Source organism: Clostridium manihotivorum (genome assembly GCF_004015185.1).
Lineage (GTDB): Bacteria > Bacillota > Clostridia > Clostridiales > Clostridiaceae > Clostridium_AR > Clostridium_AR manihotivorum.
In genome coordinates, this window is the sequence record NZ_CP025746.1 from 3,718,462 (window position 1) to 3,734,185 (window position 15,724).

The 15,724-nt window shown below is 30.8% G+C and carries 12 protein-coding genes; 2 read left to right on the forward strand and 10 right to left on the reverse strand.

Annotated elements, in window-relative coordinates:
- The first annotated feature begins 389 nt into the window (after positions 1-389).
- Positions 390-1,847 (forward strand): methyl-accepting chemotaxis protein, encoded by a 1,458-nt coding sequence (locus tag C1I91_RS16775; RefSeq protein WP_128213889.1) that lies wholly within the window; start codon positions 390-392, stop codon positions 1,845-1,847.
- A gap of 226 nt (positions 1,848-2,073) precedes the next feature.
- Here C1I91_RS16775 and C1I91_RS16780 read toward each other — a convergent pair whose 3' ends face one another.
- Complete coding sequence (locus C1I91_RS16780) at positions 2,074-2,763, reverse strand: hypothetical protein (RefSeq protein ID WP_128213890.1); 690 nt, start codon at positions 2,761-2,763, stop codon at positions 2,074-2,076.
- A 940-nt stretch (positions 2,764-3,703) separates the two neighbouring features.
- Between C1I91_RS16780 and C1I91_RS16785 the strand changes: the two genes are divergently transcribed.
- Positions 3,704-4,888 carry a MalY/PatB family protein gene (locus C1I91_RS16785; RefSeq protein ID WP_128213891.1) on the forward strand — a complete coding sequence of 395 codons (1,185 nt, stop codon included), beginning with the start codon at positions 3,704-3,706 and terminating at the stop codon, positions 4,886-4,888.
- Between the two features lie 76 nt (positions 4,889-4,964).
- Here C1I91_RS16785 and C1I91_RS16790 read toward each other — a convergent pair whose 3' ends face one another.
- The 9 genes from C1I91_RS16790 to rbsK all read right to left on the reverse strand — a co-directional run bounded on the left by C1I91_RS16790 (position 4,965) and on the right by rbsK (position 15,577).
- Positions 4,965-7,604 carry an EAL domain-containing protein gene (locus tag C1I91_RS16790; RefSeq protein WP_128213892.1) on the reverse strand — a complete coding sequence of 880 codons (2,640 nt, stop codon included), beginning with the start codon at positions 7,602-7,604 and terminating at the stop codon, positions 4,965-4,967.
- Positions 7,605-7,631: 27 nt separating this feature from the next.
- A complete protein-coding gene (locus C1I91_RS16795; protein WP_128213893.1) occupies positions 7,632-8,018 on the reverse strand; it encodes a bacteriohemerythrin in 387 nt (128 codons plus the stop codon).
- A gap of 336 nt (positions 8,019-8,354) precedes the next feature.
- Positions 8,355-9,047: a response regulator transcription factor gene (locus tag C1I91_RS16800; RefSeq protein WP_128213894.1), complete on the reverse strand. Its 693-nt coding sequence runs from the start codon at positions 9,045-9,047 to the stop codon at positions 8,355-8,357.
- A gap of 61 nt (positions 9,048-9,108) precedes the next feature.
- Positions 9,109-10,551 (reverse strand): HAMP domain-containing sensor histidine kinase, encoded by a 1,443-nt coding sequence (locus C1I91_RS16805; protein WP_128213895.1) that lies wholly within the window; start codon positions 10,549-10,551, stop codon positions 9,109-9,111.
- Between the two features lie 71 nt (positions 10,552-10,622).
- Positions 10,623-11,201: a CDP-alcohol phosphatidyltransferase family protein gene (locus C1I91_RS16810; RefSeq protein WP_128213896.1), complete on the reverse strand. Its 579-nt coding sequence runs from the start codon at positions 11,199-11,201 to the stop codon at positions 10,623-10,625.
- Between the two features lie 27 nt (positions 11,202-11,228).
- A complete protein-coding gene (locus C1I91_RS16815; RefSeq protein ID WP_128213897.1) occupies positions 11,229-12,455 on the reverse strand; it encodes an ABC transporter permease in 1,227 nt (408 codons plus the stop codon).
- An 11-nt stretch (positions 12,456-12,466) separates the two neighbouring features.
- A complete protein-coding gene (locus C1I91_RS16820) occupies positions 12,467-13,159 on the reverse strand; it encodes an ABC transporter ATP-binding protein (protein WP_128213898.1) in 693 nt (230 codons plus the stop codon).
- The gene (locus C1I91_RS16825) at positions 13,159-14,361 is read right to left on the reverse strand and encodes an efflux RND transporter periplasmic adaptor subunit (RefSeq protein WP_128213899.1); all 1,203 of its coding nucleotides are present in this window, start codon (positions 14,359-14,361) and stop codon (positions 13,159-13,161) included. Before C1I91_RS16825 ends, C1I91_RS16820 begins: the two co-directional genes overlap by 1 nt.
- A 301-nt stretch (positions 14,362-14,662) precedes the next feature.
- Positions 14,663-15,577 (reverse strand): ribokinase, encoded by a 915-nt coding sequence (rbsK, locus tag C1I91_RS16830; protein ID WP_128213900.1) that lies wholly within the window; start codon positions 15,575-15,577, stop codon positions 14,663-14,665.
- Between the last annotated feature and the right edge of the window lie 147 nt (positions 15,578-15,724).

Sequence of the window (15,724 nt, forward strand, 5' to 3'; positions counted from 1 at the left end):
TTCTGGATTCTTGCTAAGAAAATATAGTTACTACTACGCTACAGTTATTAACTATATTATAAATAAATTTACGGTAAGAATAATTACTGCGTTTCAACTATTAAAACAAACGTTTACAAAATATAAGAATTGTTCTATTCATTATTATATAAATTATTTCACTTGTTTCTAAAGAAAATTATATTAAAACTGTAAATATAAGTCAATTTATATTTTATAGAATTGTAAATAATTTAATCTTTTTTTATAACAAATAATAACATGTTAGTCATAATTTTATGACAATATATTATTATATTGTCATAAATAAGATTTTATTATAAGTTACTGTAAAGATATGGTTTATTTATCCGATAATAATAATAAAATACATCTTGGGAGGATTTAACATGAATCAAAACTTTACCAAAATAGCAAATAAATACTTACTTAGCTTGTGTAGTGTTATAGTAATACTTACTACACTAACTTCTTTTGCCGCTAAAGGTGTAAATATAATTATTCCTTCTGTAATTGGACTTACATGGATAGCGCTTATTTACTCATTTATCCAGTATAAGAAAAATCCTTACGTTGGACATATTAAATATGTACTTGCATTTTTCGCAATGCTTGCTCACTTTTTGACCACTGTGAACTCAAATGAAGTAGTTTCATTTGCTTTTGCATTTTGTCTAGTAGCTTTATTCAGCTTGTTTGGAGAAGTTAAATTAGTTTTATTTACAATCGCAGTAGTTTTAGCAGCCAATATTACAAATGTTGTTACCGGTAAGTTAACTGGAAACTCATTATTAGTGGTATTTGTTTCTATAATACTTACAGCCTTTGCTCAAGTTGGAAATGCAGCTATAATTAAAGCTTCTAACAAAAATACCAATGATTATATTAAAAAACTTAAAGAAGATGAAGAAAAGAAAAATGAAATTATCAAATCCTTATTAGATACGGTTAAAGAACTTGCTTCTTCTTCCTCAACTTTAAACACCTTAACAAACGATGCAAGCCAATCAATAGGACAAGTCTCTGTGGTTGTTGAAGAACTTGCTATAAGTGCTTCTGAACAAGCAAAAAACACTGAAAATGGTTCTTCTGAAGCTATGAAGTTATCAGAAGGCTTAGATAACATCGTTGGTGCTACTAATGAATTAGAATTAGGCGCTAAGGAAACAGAGAAACTTAAAGATACTGGCTTAAACACATTGTCAGAACTTATGAAAACTACTGAAGACACCAATAAAGCTATAAGTACTTTGCAAGAAGTAATAAAAACAACTAGCACAAGTGCAGAAGAAATCAATGCAGCTAGTACCATGATTGTTTCTATAGCTGAACAAACTAACTTATTAGCCTTAAATGCTGCTATTGAAGCAGCTAGAGCTGGTGAATCAGGTAAAGGTTTTGCAGTCGTAGCCGATGAGATCAGAAAGCTTGCTGAACAATCATCTTCTTCCACAAAGAAGATAAATTCCATTATAGAAGTACTTCATGAAAATATGAATACTGCCTTTTCTACAATGGAATTAACTAAAACAACTATCGATGCACAAACTAGTTCTATTATGACTACTCAAAATATATTCGCAACCTTAGCTAATTCAATTGAAGTAACTAAAAATAAAGTTGAAGAACTAAACTTTAGTGGAAAGAAAATGAATGATGAGAAGAATAAAATACTAGCAATCCTTGACTCTCTTTCAGAAGCTGCGCAAGAAAATGCTGCTAGTACAGAGCAAGCCTCTGCATCCTCTGAACAACAACTGGAAGCCATTAGTGAGATTTCAATAATTAGTTCTAAATTAAGTGAATTAACTATTGAGTTAAACAATATCATAGAAAAATTAAATTAATTAATGTGTTTTACAACTTTTGATACATAGTAAAAAGCCATGGACATATGAGTATTCTCTTATATCCATGGCTTTAATTATATCCATATACCAAATTCAACGTAAAATATATGCCCCAATAAAGGCACCATAAATAATTAAAATTAGTTCTAATACTATTTAAAATTATAGAACTGGAATATCTATTTCTCTCAACAAATATATCACTTCAAGCATACCAAAATAATTACTTTTTAAACATATCCCTTAGATCAGGCTGTTCCTTAAAAAACTTACACTTCACTAAATAGCAGGTATCATATTTTTTAATTTCTTCTATATTCTTCTCAGGATCATTAAAGAAATCTTGACTAAGCGAACTACCTTGATTTGACAAGCTGATATAACAAATACTTCCTAGAACTATTTCATTGTTCTCAATCTTTATTTGATTAAAGCTATTATCAGTTTTTATCCAAGAAAACTTACTTAAGTCTATATCTTTATCACCACCTAACTTACCTGTAGAGGAAGACTTACCATCAGAAACGCTAAAAATAAAGTGCTCTATATTCTTATAATCATTTTCAACTTGAACACTAATTATTCCTTTTGAGTCTGCGTCTAAACTAGTAGATTGGCCTAAAAAGCTATGAACTTTTTTTCCTAACTGATACTTGTCTATCCAAACTACCATATATCTAAAATCTTTTCCTACATTATAATCAAAAACAAAATAACTATTACTAACCGCATTGAGAAACATTTTTTCTCTATCCGTCAATTTTGAAAATTTAATAGTATTAGAATTTTCTTCTTTTTTAGCAGAATCTTTAGTGCCTACACTCTTATCTTTTCTAGTGGAACTTTTGTCACCAGAACATCCCGTAAAGACTAAGGATACTAGCATAAATAATATAACTAAAACCTTTTTCATATATTTCTCCATTTCTGAATTTATATTCTAGGTATTTTTATCGTTATAAAGGTTAAATTAATATCGTAAGAAGCATAGTGATGTGGCTAAAATAATTATTGTAGAGCATTTTCAAAACTATCGATGCTGATTGATATAAGATGAAGATATTAATTTACGATAATTTTTTAATCCATTCAACGCTTACAACTATTAATTAGTTATAAGCAATTCAAATGTATTGATTTAATCAAGAATTTGAATAAGATTTTATATGGTTAGGAAAAGCTTTATTATGGTCATTGTTTGATTATAATGAGGTTCCAACTTATCATATAAGGTCGAGATAAGATTTTATATAGTGTTGTAGTGGTTATATATAGCCGAAAGGTTGTATATAGTTATGTAAATATTATATAAGGTTGAGTGAACCATTAATATTGGTAGTGATGTGCTTATTTATAGTCGAAAGATTATACTTAGGTGATAAATTATCTATATTGGTGCTAACATCATCACTATGTTTCTTTCATATGATTTTGAATTCTCTTCTCTCGTTATAATTCAATAATATCTAAGTTATTAAATTATAATTATATCTATAAAAATAGTCATAATTATTGTTCTTAATCATCTTTCTTATCATAAGTTTTTCTCTAATACTTTATACTATTCATTATAAAAATTTATAAACATTAAGTTATTAATTTCTAATAAAAACCAGTATTGTATGTAATTATATACCAATATATATATTTTTTAAATCTTTATTTTAGCCTCAGTTAAAGTACCCTGTTCACATTAAGTGGTTAGTGATCCGATGCTTTAATGTGCAAAGAATTATTATGATTTTATTAAGGGTAAATCATTTTCCTAAATTATTATATTATTATATTGTTATTCAATTATTGCTATATTAATATATAAGCATATAGTATTATGATAAGCTAGGAGGAGCAATATGAACTATGATTTTGATAAATTAATAGATAGAAGAAACACCAATAGCATAAAGTGGGAATTTATGCATGAGTTTGATAAATCTGTTTCTGATGATACAATTCCTTTATGGGTGGCTGACATGGATTTTCCCTGTGCACCTGAAATCATAAAAGCTTTACATCAAAGAGTTGATAAACTGATATTTGGATACAGTTCCAACGACACTGATAGATACTATAAGGCCATATCTTCTTGGTACAACCGCAGGTTTAACTGGAACATAGAAAGACAAGATATTTTCTACAGTCCCGGAGTAGTACCTGCCATAGGCTATCTCATAGAAATATTAACTAAGCCCACTGAAGGAGTAATCATACAAAATCCAGTATATCATCCTTTCGCCATATCTATTAGATCCAATAATAGAGTTGTAGTTAACAACTCACTAATAAATAATAACGGATACTACGAAATTGATTTTGACGATTTAGAAAAAAAGGCCAAAGACCCTAACAATAAACTCTTGATATTATGCAGTCCTCACAACCCTGTAGGCCGAGTATGGAAGAAAGAAGAACTACTAAAAGTCGGTAAAATATGCTCCGACAATAATGTAATTATTATTTCTGACGAGATTCACAGTGACTTAATAAGAAAAAATATAAAACATACACCCCTGGAAGTAGCTTTTCCTGAATATAAGACTGGTATTATAACTGCTACTGCACCTAGCAAAACCTTTAACCTTGCAGGAATGCAACTTGCAAATATAATAATTCATGATAAAGAAATACAGGATAAGTGGAAAAAGTACGTCAATGAAAAATTAAATATAAGTCTTCCCACAACCTTTGCTATAACTGCCACTGAAGCAGCTTATCTAGAATCAGAGCCATGGCTTGAGGGATTGCTTAATTATTTAGATGAAAATATTAACTTCTTAGAAGCTTTCTTAAAAAATAATCTTCCAAAAACTAAGTTCGTAAAACCAGAAGGTACCTATTTAACTTGGATAGATTTTAGTGCTTATGGATATTCAAATGAGGAATTTAATAAACTAATGATTGAGAAAGCAAAGGTTCTTTTAGAATCTGGAACTATCTTCGGCGAAGAAGGTAAAGGATATTTTAGAGTAAACATTGCATGCCCTCGTGCACTTCTAGAAGAAGCCTTTAATCGTATAGCTAAGGCACTAAATTCATAAACTATTTTAGTTAAGGTTCTTACAGTAAAAAAGCTTGGACAGTTAAGTTCTAGTAACTTAATATCCAAGCTTTAAATCATAACAATTCTTCTATTTTATCACTTGTTAAAGGCCTAGATAACAGATATCCTTGTATCTTGTCGCAATTATGCCTTTTTAGATATTCTAATTGTTCTTTCCTTTCAACACCTTCAGCTACTACATCTAGATTTAACTTATGAGCCATTGAAATTATGTCTTCAATTATTAGCTGTCTGTCTTCCATATTACATATATCATCCACAAAGCTTTTATCTATTTTCACAGTATCCAAAGGAAGTTTTATTATATATGATAAAGATGAATAACCTGTGCCGAAATCATCTAAAGATATTCCTATCCCAATTTCTTTAAGCTTTTTTAAAATGCTAATATTATTGTCAAAGGATTTTATTACAGTGCCTTCAGTTATCTCAAGCTTTAAATATCTTGGATCCAACTTAGTTTCTTCTAATACCTTCTTAACTCTTTCAACAAATAAAGGGGTTTGAAATTGGTGTTCTGCCACATTGACAGCAACAGGAATCTTTTTCAACCCTTTTTCTTGCCAAGCTTTATTTTGCTTAGAAGCCTCCATAAGTACCCAGTCACCAATTTCCTTAATTAGCCCTGTCTTTTCAGCTAAAGGTATAAATTCACCAGGAGGAATAATTCCTTTTATAGGATGGTTCCATCTTATTAATGCCTCTACTCCATTTATTTCACCAGTAGCTACATCAAAATAAGGTTGATAATTTAAATAAAACTCCTTTTGTTCCATAGCTTTTCTTATGCTTTTCTCAAAGTCGCTTTCCAATTCAACTTTTTTAGACATTTCCTCACTATAGATTTTAAGCCTACCCTTTCCTTCTTCTTTAGCATTGTACATAGCTATATCTGCTTTTTTAAGTATATCTATGGAATCAACTCCATGGTCAGGAATTATTGCCACACCAATACTGGCTGCGACGTAGAAAGGATGATTATTGATAAGTATAGGTTTATCAAAGATTTTAACAATTTTTTGTGCGGTTTCTTCTAATTGATCTACATCATCAAGTTTATGCTGTACTATTATAAATTCATCTCCGCCAAATCTAGAAACAGTATATTCATCTCCCAATAAGGTAACAAGCTCATTACTAGCACATTTTAAAACCAAATCTCCATAGTCATGTCCTAGAGTATCATTTATATTCTTAAAATTATCTAGGTCTAAAAAATAAACTGCTGCTTTTCCGCCTTTTTTTACTATATTAGTCATTAACGAGTCCAGTTTATCGTTTAAGAAAGTTCTATTAGGCAGATTAGTTAAGTCATCATAGTACGCCATTCTATATATTTTAGACTGATAGTTTTTCTTTTCAGTTATATCTGAAATTGATCCAGCCATTCTAATAATAACTCCAGACTCATCTTTAAAAATACGACCTTTACATTGAACCCATAAAAAATCACTTTTACTCATATTCAATCTAAAAATAGCTTCATACTGGTTAGTTACTCCCATAAAATAATCTTCCAATCCTTTTAAAACTATCTGTCTATCTTCAGGATATACTGCATTTTTAAAGAAATCGAAATAATTATTTATTACTTCTTCTCTAACTCCTAACATCTCTCTCCAGGACTTAGACAGATACCCTATATCATTTATTATATCCCAGTCCCAAACACCATCATTTGAAGCTTCCAATACTAGTCTATATCTTTCTTCACTTTCTCTAAGGGCTTTTTCACTCTTATATAACTCTTCATACTGCTTTTCTAGATTTGTTTTCGTATCACTCAATTCCTTATTTACAGCAGCTAACTCTATATAATTTTTCAATAAATTCTTTTTAAGTTTATCAATATAGAACTTTGACAAAATAAGAATGGATGTTACAATCGCAAAAAGTATTGCTACTAATGAAATAACATTCTTATGTTGGTTTTCTATATATTCTTCTGAGTTTTCATAAAAATACTGTTTGTATAATTCCTCAAAGGCACCTGAAGCTTTAAGCTCATCGATCCTCTTATTCATATAATCTACAAGTTCAGGTCTGCTCTTACTTACTGCAAAAGCTTGATCTACGGGATATAAATGAGTAAATTGTGGTATTATAACTCCTTTTAGGTTATCTCGTAGTAATAAAGAATCCATTAAGTTCTGGTTTTCAAATATTACATCTAATTTTCCATCTTCTAAATCTTTTACAGCATCCTCTACATTCTCATAACTTATGTAACTATTGATTCCTAACTCCTGACTCAATATATCTTCACTATAGTAGTTCCTACCAACACCAATCTTGTATTTGCCAAGCTGATTTAAATCAACCTTATCAGAACTATTTCTTGTGTAAACAGCAATATAAGCTTTAAAAAGTGGTTTTGTAAACAAAACTTCTGTTTTTCTGCTGTCAACTACTCCAACTATACCACCTACATCAATCTGACTATTTACTAACTTCTTATAAACTTTATCCCAAGAATCTGATGAAAAGTTTATATTATACTCTCGCCTGTTAAACATCAAATTTGTAATATCCTGATCGAAACCATACACGCTATTAGCATTTGTAAAAATGTATGGAGGATAGTTTTTATCTACTTCATAATCAATTTTTGTAATTGCTTCAACTTTATAGCCTGTAAAACAAATAATACAAATAATAAGTATAAAAAATGAAGATACCCTTTTCATATTCATTTATGATCTCCTAAAATTACTGCTCGTCTATATAGTATCTTCAATATTACTATACTTAGAATCTTCTGATACCATATGGTTATGAAGCCATGAATATATAAAGTGAAATGCTTTTTCCCAATATAACTTTTCATAGTCTTCTTCATTATCAAATTCTTCTGCCTTAAGATAACATAGCCTTTTTATAAATATATTGTGGTGGTCTCTATGGCCTTTAAACTCAGCATACTCCACCTCAGACATATAATCCTCTTCAATAGCAAAATTAAACTTTATAAAATCTAATAACTCATTAAAAATATCCCTATTATTTTTTTCATTATTTGTAGTTTCATATGCCAGTTCAAATAACCTTTTATGATGATCGTCTATAAAACTTATTCCAGTCTCATAACACTGCTTCCACTCAAACACAAAATCTCCTCCTTAGTAAATATAATACAATTAAAACCTGTTATATTATTCGCCTATAAAATTGTCGCAATTTGATGTTTTTTGTAATATATATTTATCGAACACATTTGTATTAACTTAATTACTTTGGATTTTTATTTACTAATTACTAAAAAAGTTTCTGAAGTGATCTTTCTTCAGTGACTTTCTTTGAATATCTACAACAACAAAAATACACCATGCATATAAGACTATGTCTTATATGCATGGTGTATTTAATCAATCTTATATTTTCAAATACCTCTCGTAAAAGAAAAATAAGCTTTAAAATAGGTTACTTTTTAAGGTGATACATCTTTATAATGTAAATCTATAACCTACACCCCATATAGTTTCTATATACTCTGGATTAGACGGATCAAACTCTATCTTCTCTCTCAGTCTTCTTACATGAACGGTAACAGTTGCTATTCCGCCCACTGGATCTAAGCCCCATATCCTCTCATACAATTCTTCCTTTGAGAAAACTCTATTAGGATTGTTTAATAAAAGTATCAAAAGTTCATATTCCTTTGAAGTAAATTCAATTTCTTTTCCATTTACATAAACTTTTCTAGCGGTTTTATCTATTGATATACCTCTAACTTCTATTATTTCTTTATTAGAGCTGTTACTGCCACTCTTTAACCTTTCGTATCTAGAAATATGTGCTTTAACTCTTGCAACCATTTCATTGGGGCTAAATGGCTTAGTCATATAATCATCAGCACCAAGACCTAGGCCTCTCATCTTATCAACGTCTTCTTTTTTAGCAGAAACAATTATTATAGGTATTTCCTTAGAAGCACGAATTCTTTTGCATATCTCGAAGCCACCTATACCTGGAAGCATTAGATCTAAAATTATTAAATTATATTCTTCATTTAGAGCTCTTGCTAGACCAGAATCACCATTATTTTCTATATCAACCTGAAAGCCATTAATTTCAAGGTAGTCCATCTCTAAATCAGCTATACTTACATCATCTTCAATTATTAAAACTCTTTTCATTTTAGATTCACCTGCCTTGTTGTTTTAAAACTACTTTAAAGGTTTTGGACTTAGATGCTAGTTATTCTTTAAAAGATAGAAAAATAGATGTACCAACATTAGCTTCACTATCTACAGAAATCTCTCCATTATGTTCATCCATTATCTTTTTTGCAATAGCTAATCCTAATCCACTTCCACCAATGGTGGTTTCTCTAGAAGTATCTGCTCTATAAAATCTTTCAAATATATATGGCAAAGCTTCTTTAGGTATACCTCTTCCATTATCTTTAATCTCCAAGATAACGTTACTAGAATATCGCCTTAATATAATTTCTATTATCAATCTTTCATCAGTTTTATACTTTATTGAGTTCTCCACTATATTCATAATAGCTCTTTTTACTTTTTGAACATCTATGTTTAATAGTGTTGGAGTATCTGGTACATTAAACTTAAGATTTACCTTATTTTGATCTAAATCGAAGTTAATTTCCTCCACACAGTCTCTTATGTACACATTCATATCAACTTTTTGAAATTTGAAAGGCTCTTTATTTAAATCCAATTTTGAATATAGAAATAAATCATTTATTAAGCTATCCATATAATTAGCTTTAGTTAGAATTGTATTAACATACTTCTCCATCTTATCAGGTGTATCAGCTACTCCATCTTTTATACCTTCTATATAGCCTTTAATAGAAGTTATAGGAGTCTTAAGATCATGAGAAATACTTGCTATAAGCTCTTTACGATTCTCTTCGTAGTGTTTTTGAATCTCTAATGACTCCTTAAGTCTTAATCTCATCTCTTCAAAGGTATCTGCAACCTCTCCTATTTCATCACTTGAATCAATATCTAGCTTATAATCTAAGTTCCCTTTTAAGATTTCTCCAGCTCCCTTGTCAAGTTCTTTGATTGGTTTAACAATACTTTTGGAAACAAAATATGTTATTATGCCATTTGTAGCTGTAAGTATTATCAATATAAGTACAGCAACTATTATGACATTTTCTTTAAATAACTTTTTATAGTTCTCAAGGTCAATGATATAATAAATACTCCCTTTATCCTTTGTACTTGTTACAAAGTCCTGTTTCCACAAAATAATAATCTTATTTCTAACTTGATCTGTGTCGTTTGAATTAAAGGAATACAGCATATCTTCATTTATATATCCCTTTATAATATTTGAGGAGTAGTCAATCTTGTTATTTACAATTGTAACTATTCCAGTATATTTAATATTTGAACTTTTTTCTAGCTGGAGGAGATATTTATGATCTAAGAAGTTGTCTGGATTTTTTAACACTTCGCTACTTACCTTTTGCAGTATTTTATTGTTCTCAGTTACAAGTCCAATAAAAAATGCAAAATTTCCTTTTCCAAACTTTGCTGATGCACTATATTTAGAATTATCTTCAATAAAAGCCATAAAGAGATTACTCAGCAATATAATCAACAAAAAAGAAGTGATAAGTATGGTTACATAGGTCAACTTTAATTTTCTTTTTATATACAAATAATCTCCTCCCTGCTATTATAGCTGTGCCACTTCATACTAATTTATATATCCCATTGTAGTAGTAAAGCTTAAATATCTGTCCTAATATGCTTCTTGTTTTTCAAAAAATAATCTACTGCATAAACAACTGTTATTATTAAAGCCAAATATAGTATCATATTTGGAACCATACCAATGAAACTATCAGACAATTGTTCTTTAAGCTTATGGAAGCTATGCTCTATGCTCATCTTTGATAGAAGCGTTATTATAGCAGTCATCTGAAATACTGTTTTTACCTTTTCTAAAGTACTTTTAGCTAGATTAAGACCATCTGAGGTCCCTATAGTTACGAGACCTCCTATGGCAAATTCAATAGAGATTACTACTATTGCAACTAAGCTTGGAATAACATTAGTTTCCACTAGAAAAATTAGAGCTGTAGTCACAAGCAGCTTATCTACTAAAGAATTTATCAATATTATTAACTTATTAGATTTATTTTCTTTTTTGATGAAGTTTTCATAGAAAACGTCTATTATTGTAGCTGCAATAAAAATAACTGTAGCACTACTTCTTCTAAAAGGTATTCCTTTAACTGACATAAAGATTAAAAATACTGCTGCAAGAAATAATCTTGTCATTGTTAGCCTATTTACAAATTTCATAATAATCTACTCCTATATAATTATTTCTTATTCATATCTTAATGCTTCAATAGGGTCAAGTTTAGCTGCCTTTCTAGCAGGATAAATTCCAAAGAATATACCTACTGCTGAAGAGAAAGCAATTACCCCAACAATAGCAGTTATAGACAAGGACGGTGTTATATTAGCGAAGCTTCCTATACCGTAAGCTCCTACAATTCCAATTATTAAACCAATAATTCCACCAATTAGAGAAATTATAACAGATTCTGTAAGGAATTGCAGAAGTATCTTACCTGTTGTAGCCCCAATGGCCTTCCTTATACCTATTTCTCTTGTTCTTTCAGTTACAGAAACAAGCATTATATTCATAACCCCTATTCCGCCTACTAAAAGAGATATAGCTGCAACTGCACCTATAAAGGTAGTAAATATACCAAGCACATTGTTTATTTGCTCAAGCTGGCTTAAAGCTCCTTGAGCAGTATATATATCTTTACCTCTATTATTATGTCTGCTTTCTAATACATTCTTAGCACTGTTTCCTGTCTCTTCCAAAGCTTCTTTATCACTAGCCATAATGCTAATTCTATCTATAGAAAATTCATTTGAGTACATGCTTTGAAGTAGTGTTGCTGGTACATAAAATATACCTGGTCTCTGGTTCTTACCAACATTTTTAAATGTTGTTCCAAAAGGTGAGGTAGTAACCCCTATGATGGTAGCTTTTATTGGTGACTTTGCAGATCCTATCTTTATACTTTTCCCTGTAACATCAGTATATCCAAACAAATCGTTGGCCGAATCTTCATCGATGATCACTACATTTTTTCCTTCAGCATACTCTCTTTCATTAAAGGCTCTTCCGTATAAGAACTCAATGTTTTGTATAATAAAGCCATCAGTGTTAGTGCCTGCAATGCTTGCTTTTTTGTTATTAGTATCTGAAATTGCTACGCCTGTTTTAGAAACACTAGGAGCTACATACCTTGCAGTTTCAACTTTGTTTTTTATCTGCTTTATGTCCTCAAAGGTTATTCTATCACTTTCAGCGGCTTTACTAGTATCTGTACTTACATTTACTGTAGATGCCCCAAGCTTTTCAAACTCTCCTGTTATGGAATTTTGACCTCCTTGTCCAAGAGAAATAATTGCAATAACAGAACTTATACCTATTATTATACCCAGCATTGTAAGGAAAGAACGCATTTTATTAGAAACGATGCTGTCAATGGCCATTTTAAAATTTTCAAGTAAACTACTTATTCCACTCATTTGTATTCCCCCTATAGAATTATTCTGTCTTCAACAAGGTAGTCATCAACTATAAGTCCATCTTTAAATCTGACAACTCTCTTTGTATGCTGAGCGATATCAGGTTCATGAGTAACCATTATTACAGTTGCTCCCTCGTTGTTCAAGTCTTGAAATATCTTCATTATCTCTATAGAGGATTGAGTATCCAGATTTCCTGTAGGTTCATCAGCCATAATAACCGCTGGCGTATTAACTATGGCACGAGCTATTGCAACTCTTTGCTTTTGTCCACCAGATATTTCATTTGGCCTATGTTTAATTCTTTGTCCTAATCCAACCTTTTCTAAGGCAGCTAATGCCTTTTCTCTTCTTTCCTTCTTAGGAACACCGGCATATACCATTGGTAGTTCTACGTTTTCTAATATAGTCATTCTTGGTAGAAGGTTAAAAGCCTGAAATACAAATCCTATTTCCTTATTTCTTATAAATGCAAGTTCTTTATCTGTTAGATTAGAAACATTTTTATTATTAAGTATATAAGTTCCACTGTCCATTCTATCTAAGCAGCCAATTATGTTCATCATCGTTGATTTTCCTGAACCTGATGGTCCCATTATTGATGTAAACTCACCTTTTTCAATCTTAAGGTTAATCCCTTTTAGTGCTGTAAAATCAATATCTCCGTTAACGTATCTTTTTACTATGTCTTTAACTTCTAACATTACTTACCATCACCTGCTTCTTTAACTGTAACTCCGTTTTTAACACTTGAGCTTGGATTAAGTATAACCTTATCTCCATTTGATAAGCCTTCAGTTACTTGTGCCTCCATATCAGATTGAAGTCCAAGCTTAACCTCCTTTTCTATTGCTTTTCCACCACTTAGTACATATAAATAGTTTCTATCGTTTTTATCTGTTCTCAAGCTTTCAGCTGGTACCTTTACAACATTAGTAGCCTGTCCTAGAAGCACATCAACGTCTGTGTCAAAATCAATTTTTAAACCTTCTGGCTTATCTGCAATATCAATCTCTACTGGCAAAGTAGACTCTGTACCTGTAGCAGAGGTGGTAGTCTTAGCCGCAGGTCCTATGTATGAAACCTTGCCTTTAAGCTTCTTATCTCCACTCTTTATAACAGCATCTTGTCCAAGTTGTATCTTTGCTGCATCAAACTTACCAACTGACATAACAGCTTTTAAGTTGTCCACATCTTGTACAGTTACAGCAGGTTGAGCTGACATTGTAGTAGCTGCGCCTTCAGCTACATTTAATGCAGTAACTACTCCATCAAAATCTGCAACTATAGTACTTTGACTTTTTGAAAGGTTATCTTTTGCTGTGTCTAAAGTTAGCTTTTGTAGTGCAATATTGTTGTCAGCTTGTTTTAACTGCTCATCACTATATGGAATCTTTGCTGCATCCCTCTTTGCTTGAGTCTGAGTTAATTGTGTTTGTAAATTCACTAAATTAGCTGCTGCTTGAGGGTTGCTTTTTGCAGCATTAATTTGATTATTTAAATCTGAAATTTGTTTATCTAAATCAGCTATATTGTTTTTAGCATCATTATTAGCATCTATTTGCATCTGCTTTGTAAGCACTGCATTATCATAACCTAGTTGTGCTTGCTTCACACTGGTATTTGGATCTGTTATATCAAATTCAACAAGAACCTGTCCTTTTTTTACAGCATCTCCAACCTTAACATTTACCTTTTTTACCTTCCCTTGAACTGGGTAGTAATCCTTGCTGTTTTTTGATTTTATTGTAGCAGTGGTGGAAAGATAAGACTTTATATCTCCTGTTGATACGCTTGCTGTTTTTACACTTACAAAGTTTGTGGCTTTCTTTCTACTGCCTAATATCCCGAATCCTCCAACTACAACTACTGCTACAATTACTATAGCTATTACTTTCTTTTTCATCCAAAATTCCCCCCATGTACTATCTAGTTATATATTATTTATAAACTGAATACTATTATCTACTTTTATTGTACATTAATATTCTAAACTTAGATGTAATTAATTATTAAATATTTCTAAACTAATTCTAAAATCTTTGTAATAGATATAAATATCATTACACATTAGACGAGAACTTTGAATTTCTGAATCTTTTTAATAACACTGTTACAATAAATAGTTGCACTGAATATTCTATATAAAACAGATATTATGACTATACACTTAATCTCAACGCACTGATTTCAACAGCTTCTAAGTTTTAGTTTAAGCTTAATTCACTTCTAAAAGGCATAGAGGGTTGAGCCCCTTTCCTAGTTACAGATATTGCAGCAGCCTTATTTGCAAATTCAATAGCCTCTTCTATAGCTTCACCTTCACTTAAGGCAACAGCTAGAGCAGCATTAAAGCAATCACCAGCTGCAGTTGTATCAATAGCATTAACTCTTTCACCTTGAAAAGCAATAGTCTTATCACTACTCACAAGAAGAGATCCTTTTTCTCCTAAGGTTGCTATAACATTTTTTACTCCTTTACCTATTAAAACTTTTGAGGCTTCAATTGCTGTACGGATATCTACTACTTCCTTACCTGTAAGCTTTTCTAACTCAGTTTCATTGGGTGTTAAAAAGTCAATCTTACTTAATATATAATCATCTAAATATTCTGGTGCCGGAGCCGGATTAAGTATTATCTTTTTGTCTCCCTCATAAGCTTTCTCTATGGCATAATATACCGTTTCCTTCGGTATCTCCATTTGCATTACTACAAGGTCGCTCTGAGATAAAAGTTCAGAATTTTTATCTATATAGTTCTTATCTACCATAGAGTTAGCACCAGGTAGAACTACTATACTATTTTTCCCTTCATTATTTACATAAATTATTGCAAGTCCAGAATTTATTTTCTTACATCTCTCTATCCTAGAAACATCAATATTTTGTGACGAAAGATTATTTATAAGTTTTCCTCCCATATCATCATCGCCTACCATTCCCAGCATTGTAACGCTTCCACCAAGCCTAGCAGCTCCATAAGCTTGATTTGCTCCCTTACCACCAGGTATTTCAGTGTAATTTCCACCTAGAATAGTCTCTCCTTCCTTTGGCATATGACTTACTGGTATTACCCAATCTATGTTAAGACTACCGATAACTAATATTTTTTTCTTTTCCATTTTTCTCACCTCTTAAATTATTAAAATCTCATTAATTCTTTGCATAAATCCTTTTACCATCGGATTACAAACCAATAAATTTCAACTGTTTAATCTAAAGTACATGCTTAAAACATCCTAATTATAGAATACGACATATATTAGTGC

Coding starts and splice junctions, on each gene's coding strand:
- C1I91_RS16780 (WP_128213890.1), bottom strand. CDS start 2,763: ATGAAAAAGGTTTTAGTTATATTATTTATGCTAGTATCCTTAGTCTTT.
- C1I91_RS16800 (WP_128213894.1), bottom strand. CDS start 9,047: ATGAAAAGAGTTTTAATAATTGAAGATGATGTAAGTATAGCTGATTTA.
- C1I91_RS16785 (WP_128213891.1), top strand. CDS start 3,704: ATGAACTATGATTTTGATAAATTAATAGATAGAAGAAACACCAATAGC.
- C1I91_RS16815 (WP_128213897.1), bottom strand. CDS start 12,455: ATGAGTGGAATAAGTAGTTTACTTGAAAATTTTAAAATGGCCATTGAC.
- C1I91_RS16825 (WP_128213899.1), bottom strand. CDS start 14,361: ATGAAAAAGAAAGTAATAGCTATAGTAATTGTAGCAGTAGTTGTAGTT.
- C1I91_RS16810 (WP_128213896.1), bottom strand. CDS start 11,201: ATGAAATTTGTAAATAGGCTAACAATGACAAGATTATTTCTTGCAGCA.
- C1I91_RS16820 (WP_128213898.1), bottom strand. CDS start 13,159: ATGTTAGAAGTTAAAGACATAGTAAAAAGATACGTTAACGGAGATATT.
- C1I91_RS16775 (WP_128213889.1), top strand. CDS start 390: ATGAATCAAAACTTTACCAAAATAGCAAATAAATACTTACTTAGCTTG.
- rbsK (WP_128213900.1), bottom strand. CDS start 15,577: ATGGAAAAGAAAAAAATATTAGTTATCGGTAGTCTTAACATAGATTGG.
- C1I91_RS16790 (WP_128213892.1), bottom strand. CDS start 7,604: ATGAATATGAAAAGGGTATCTTCATTTTTTATACTTATTATTTGTATT.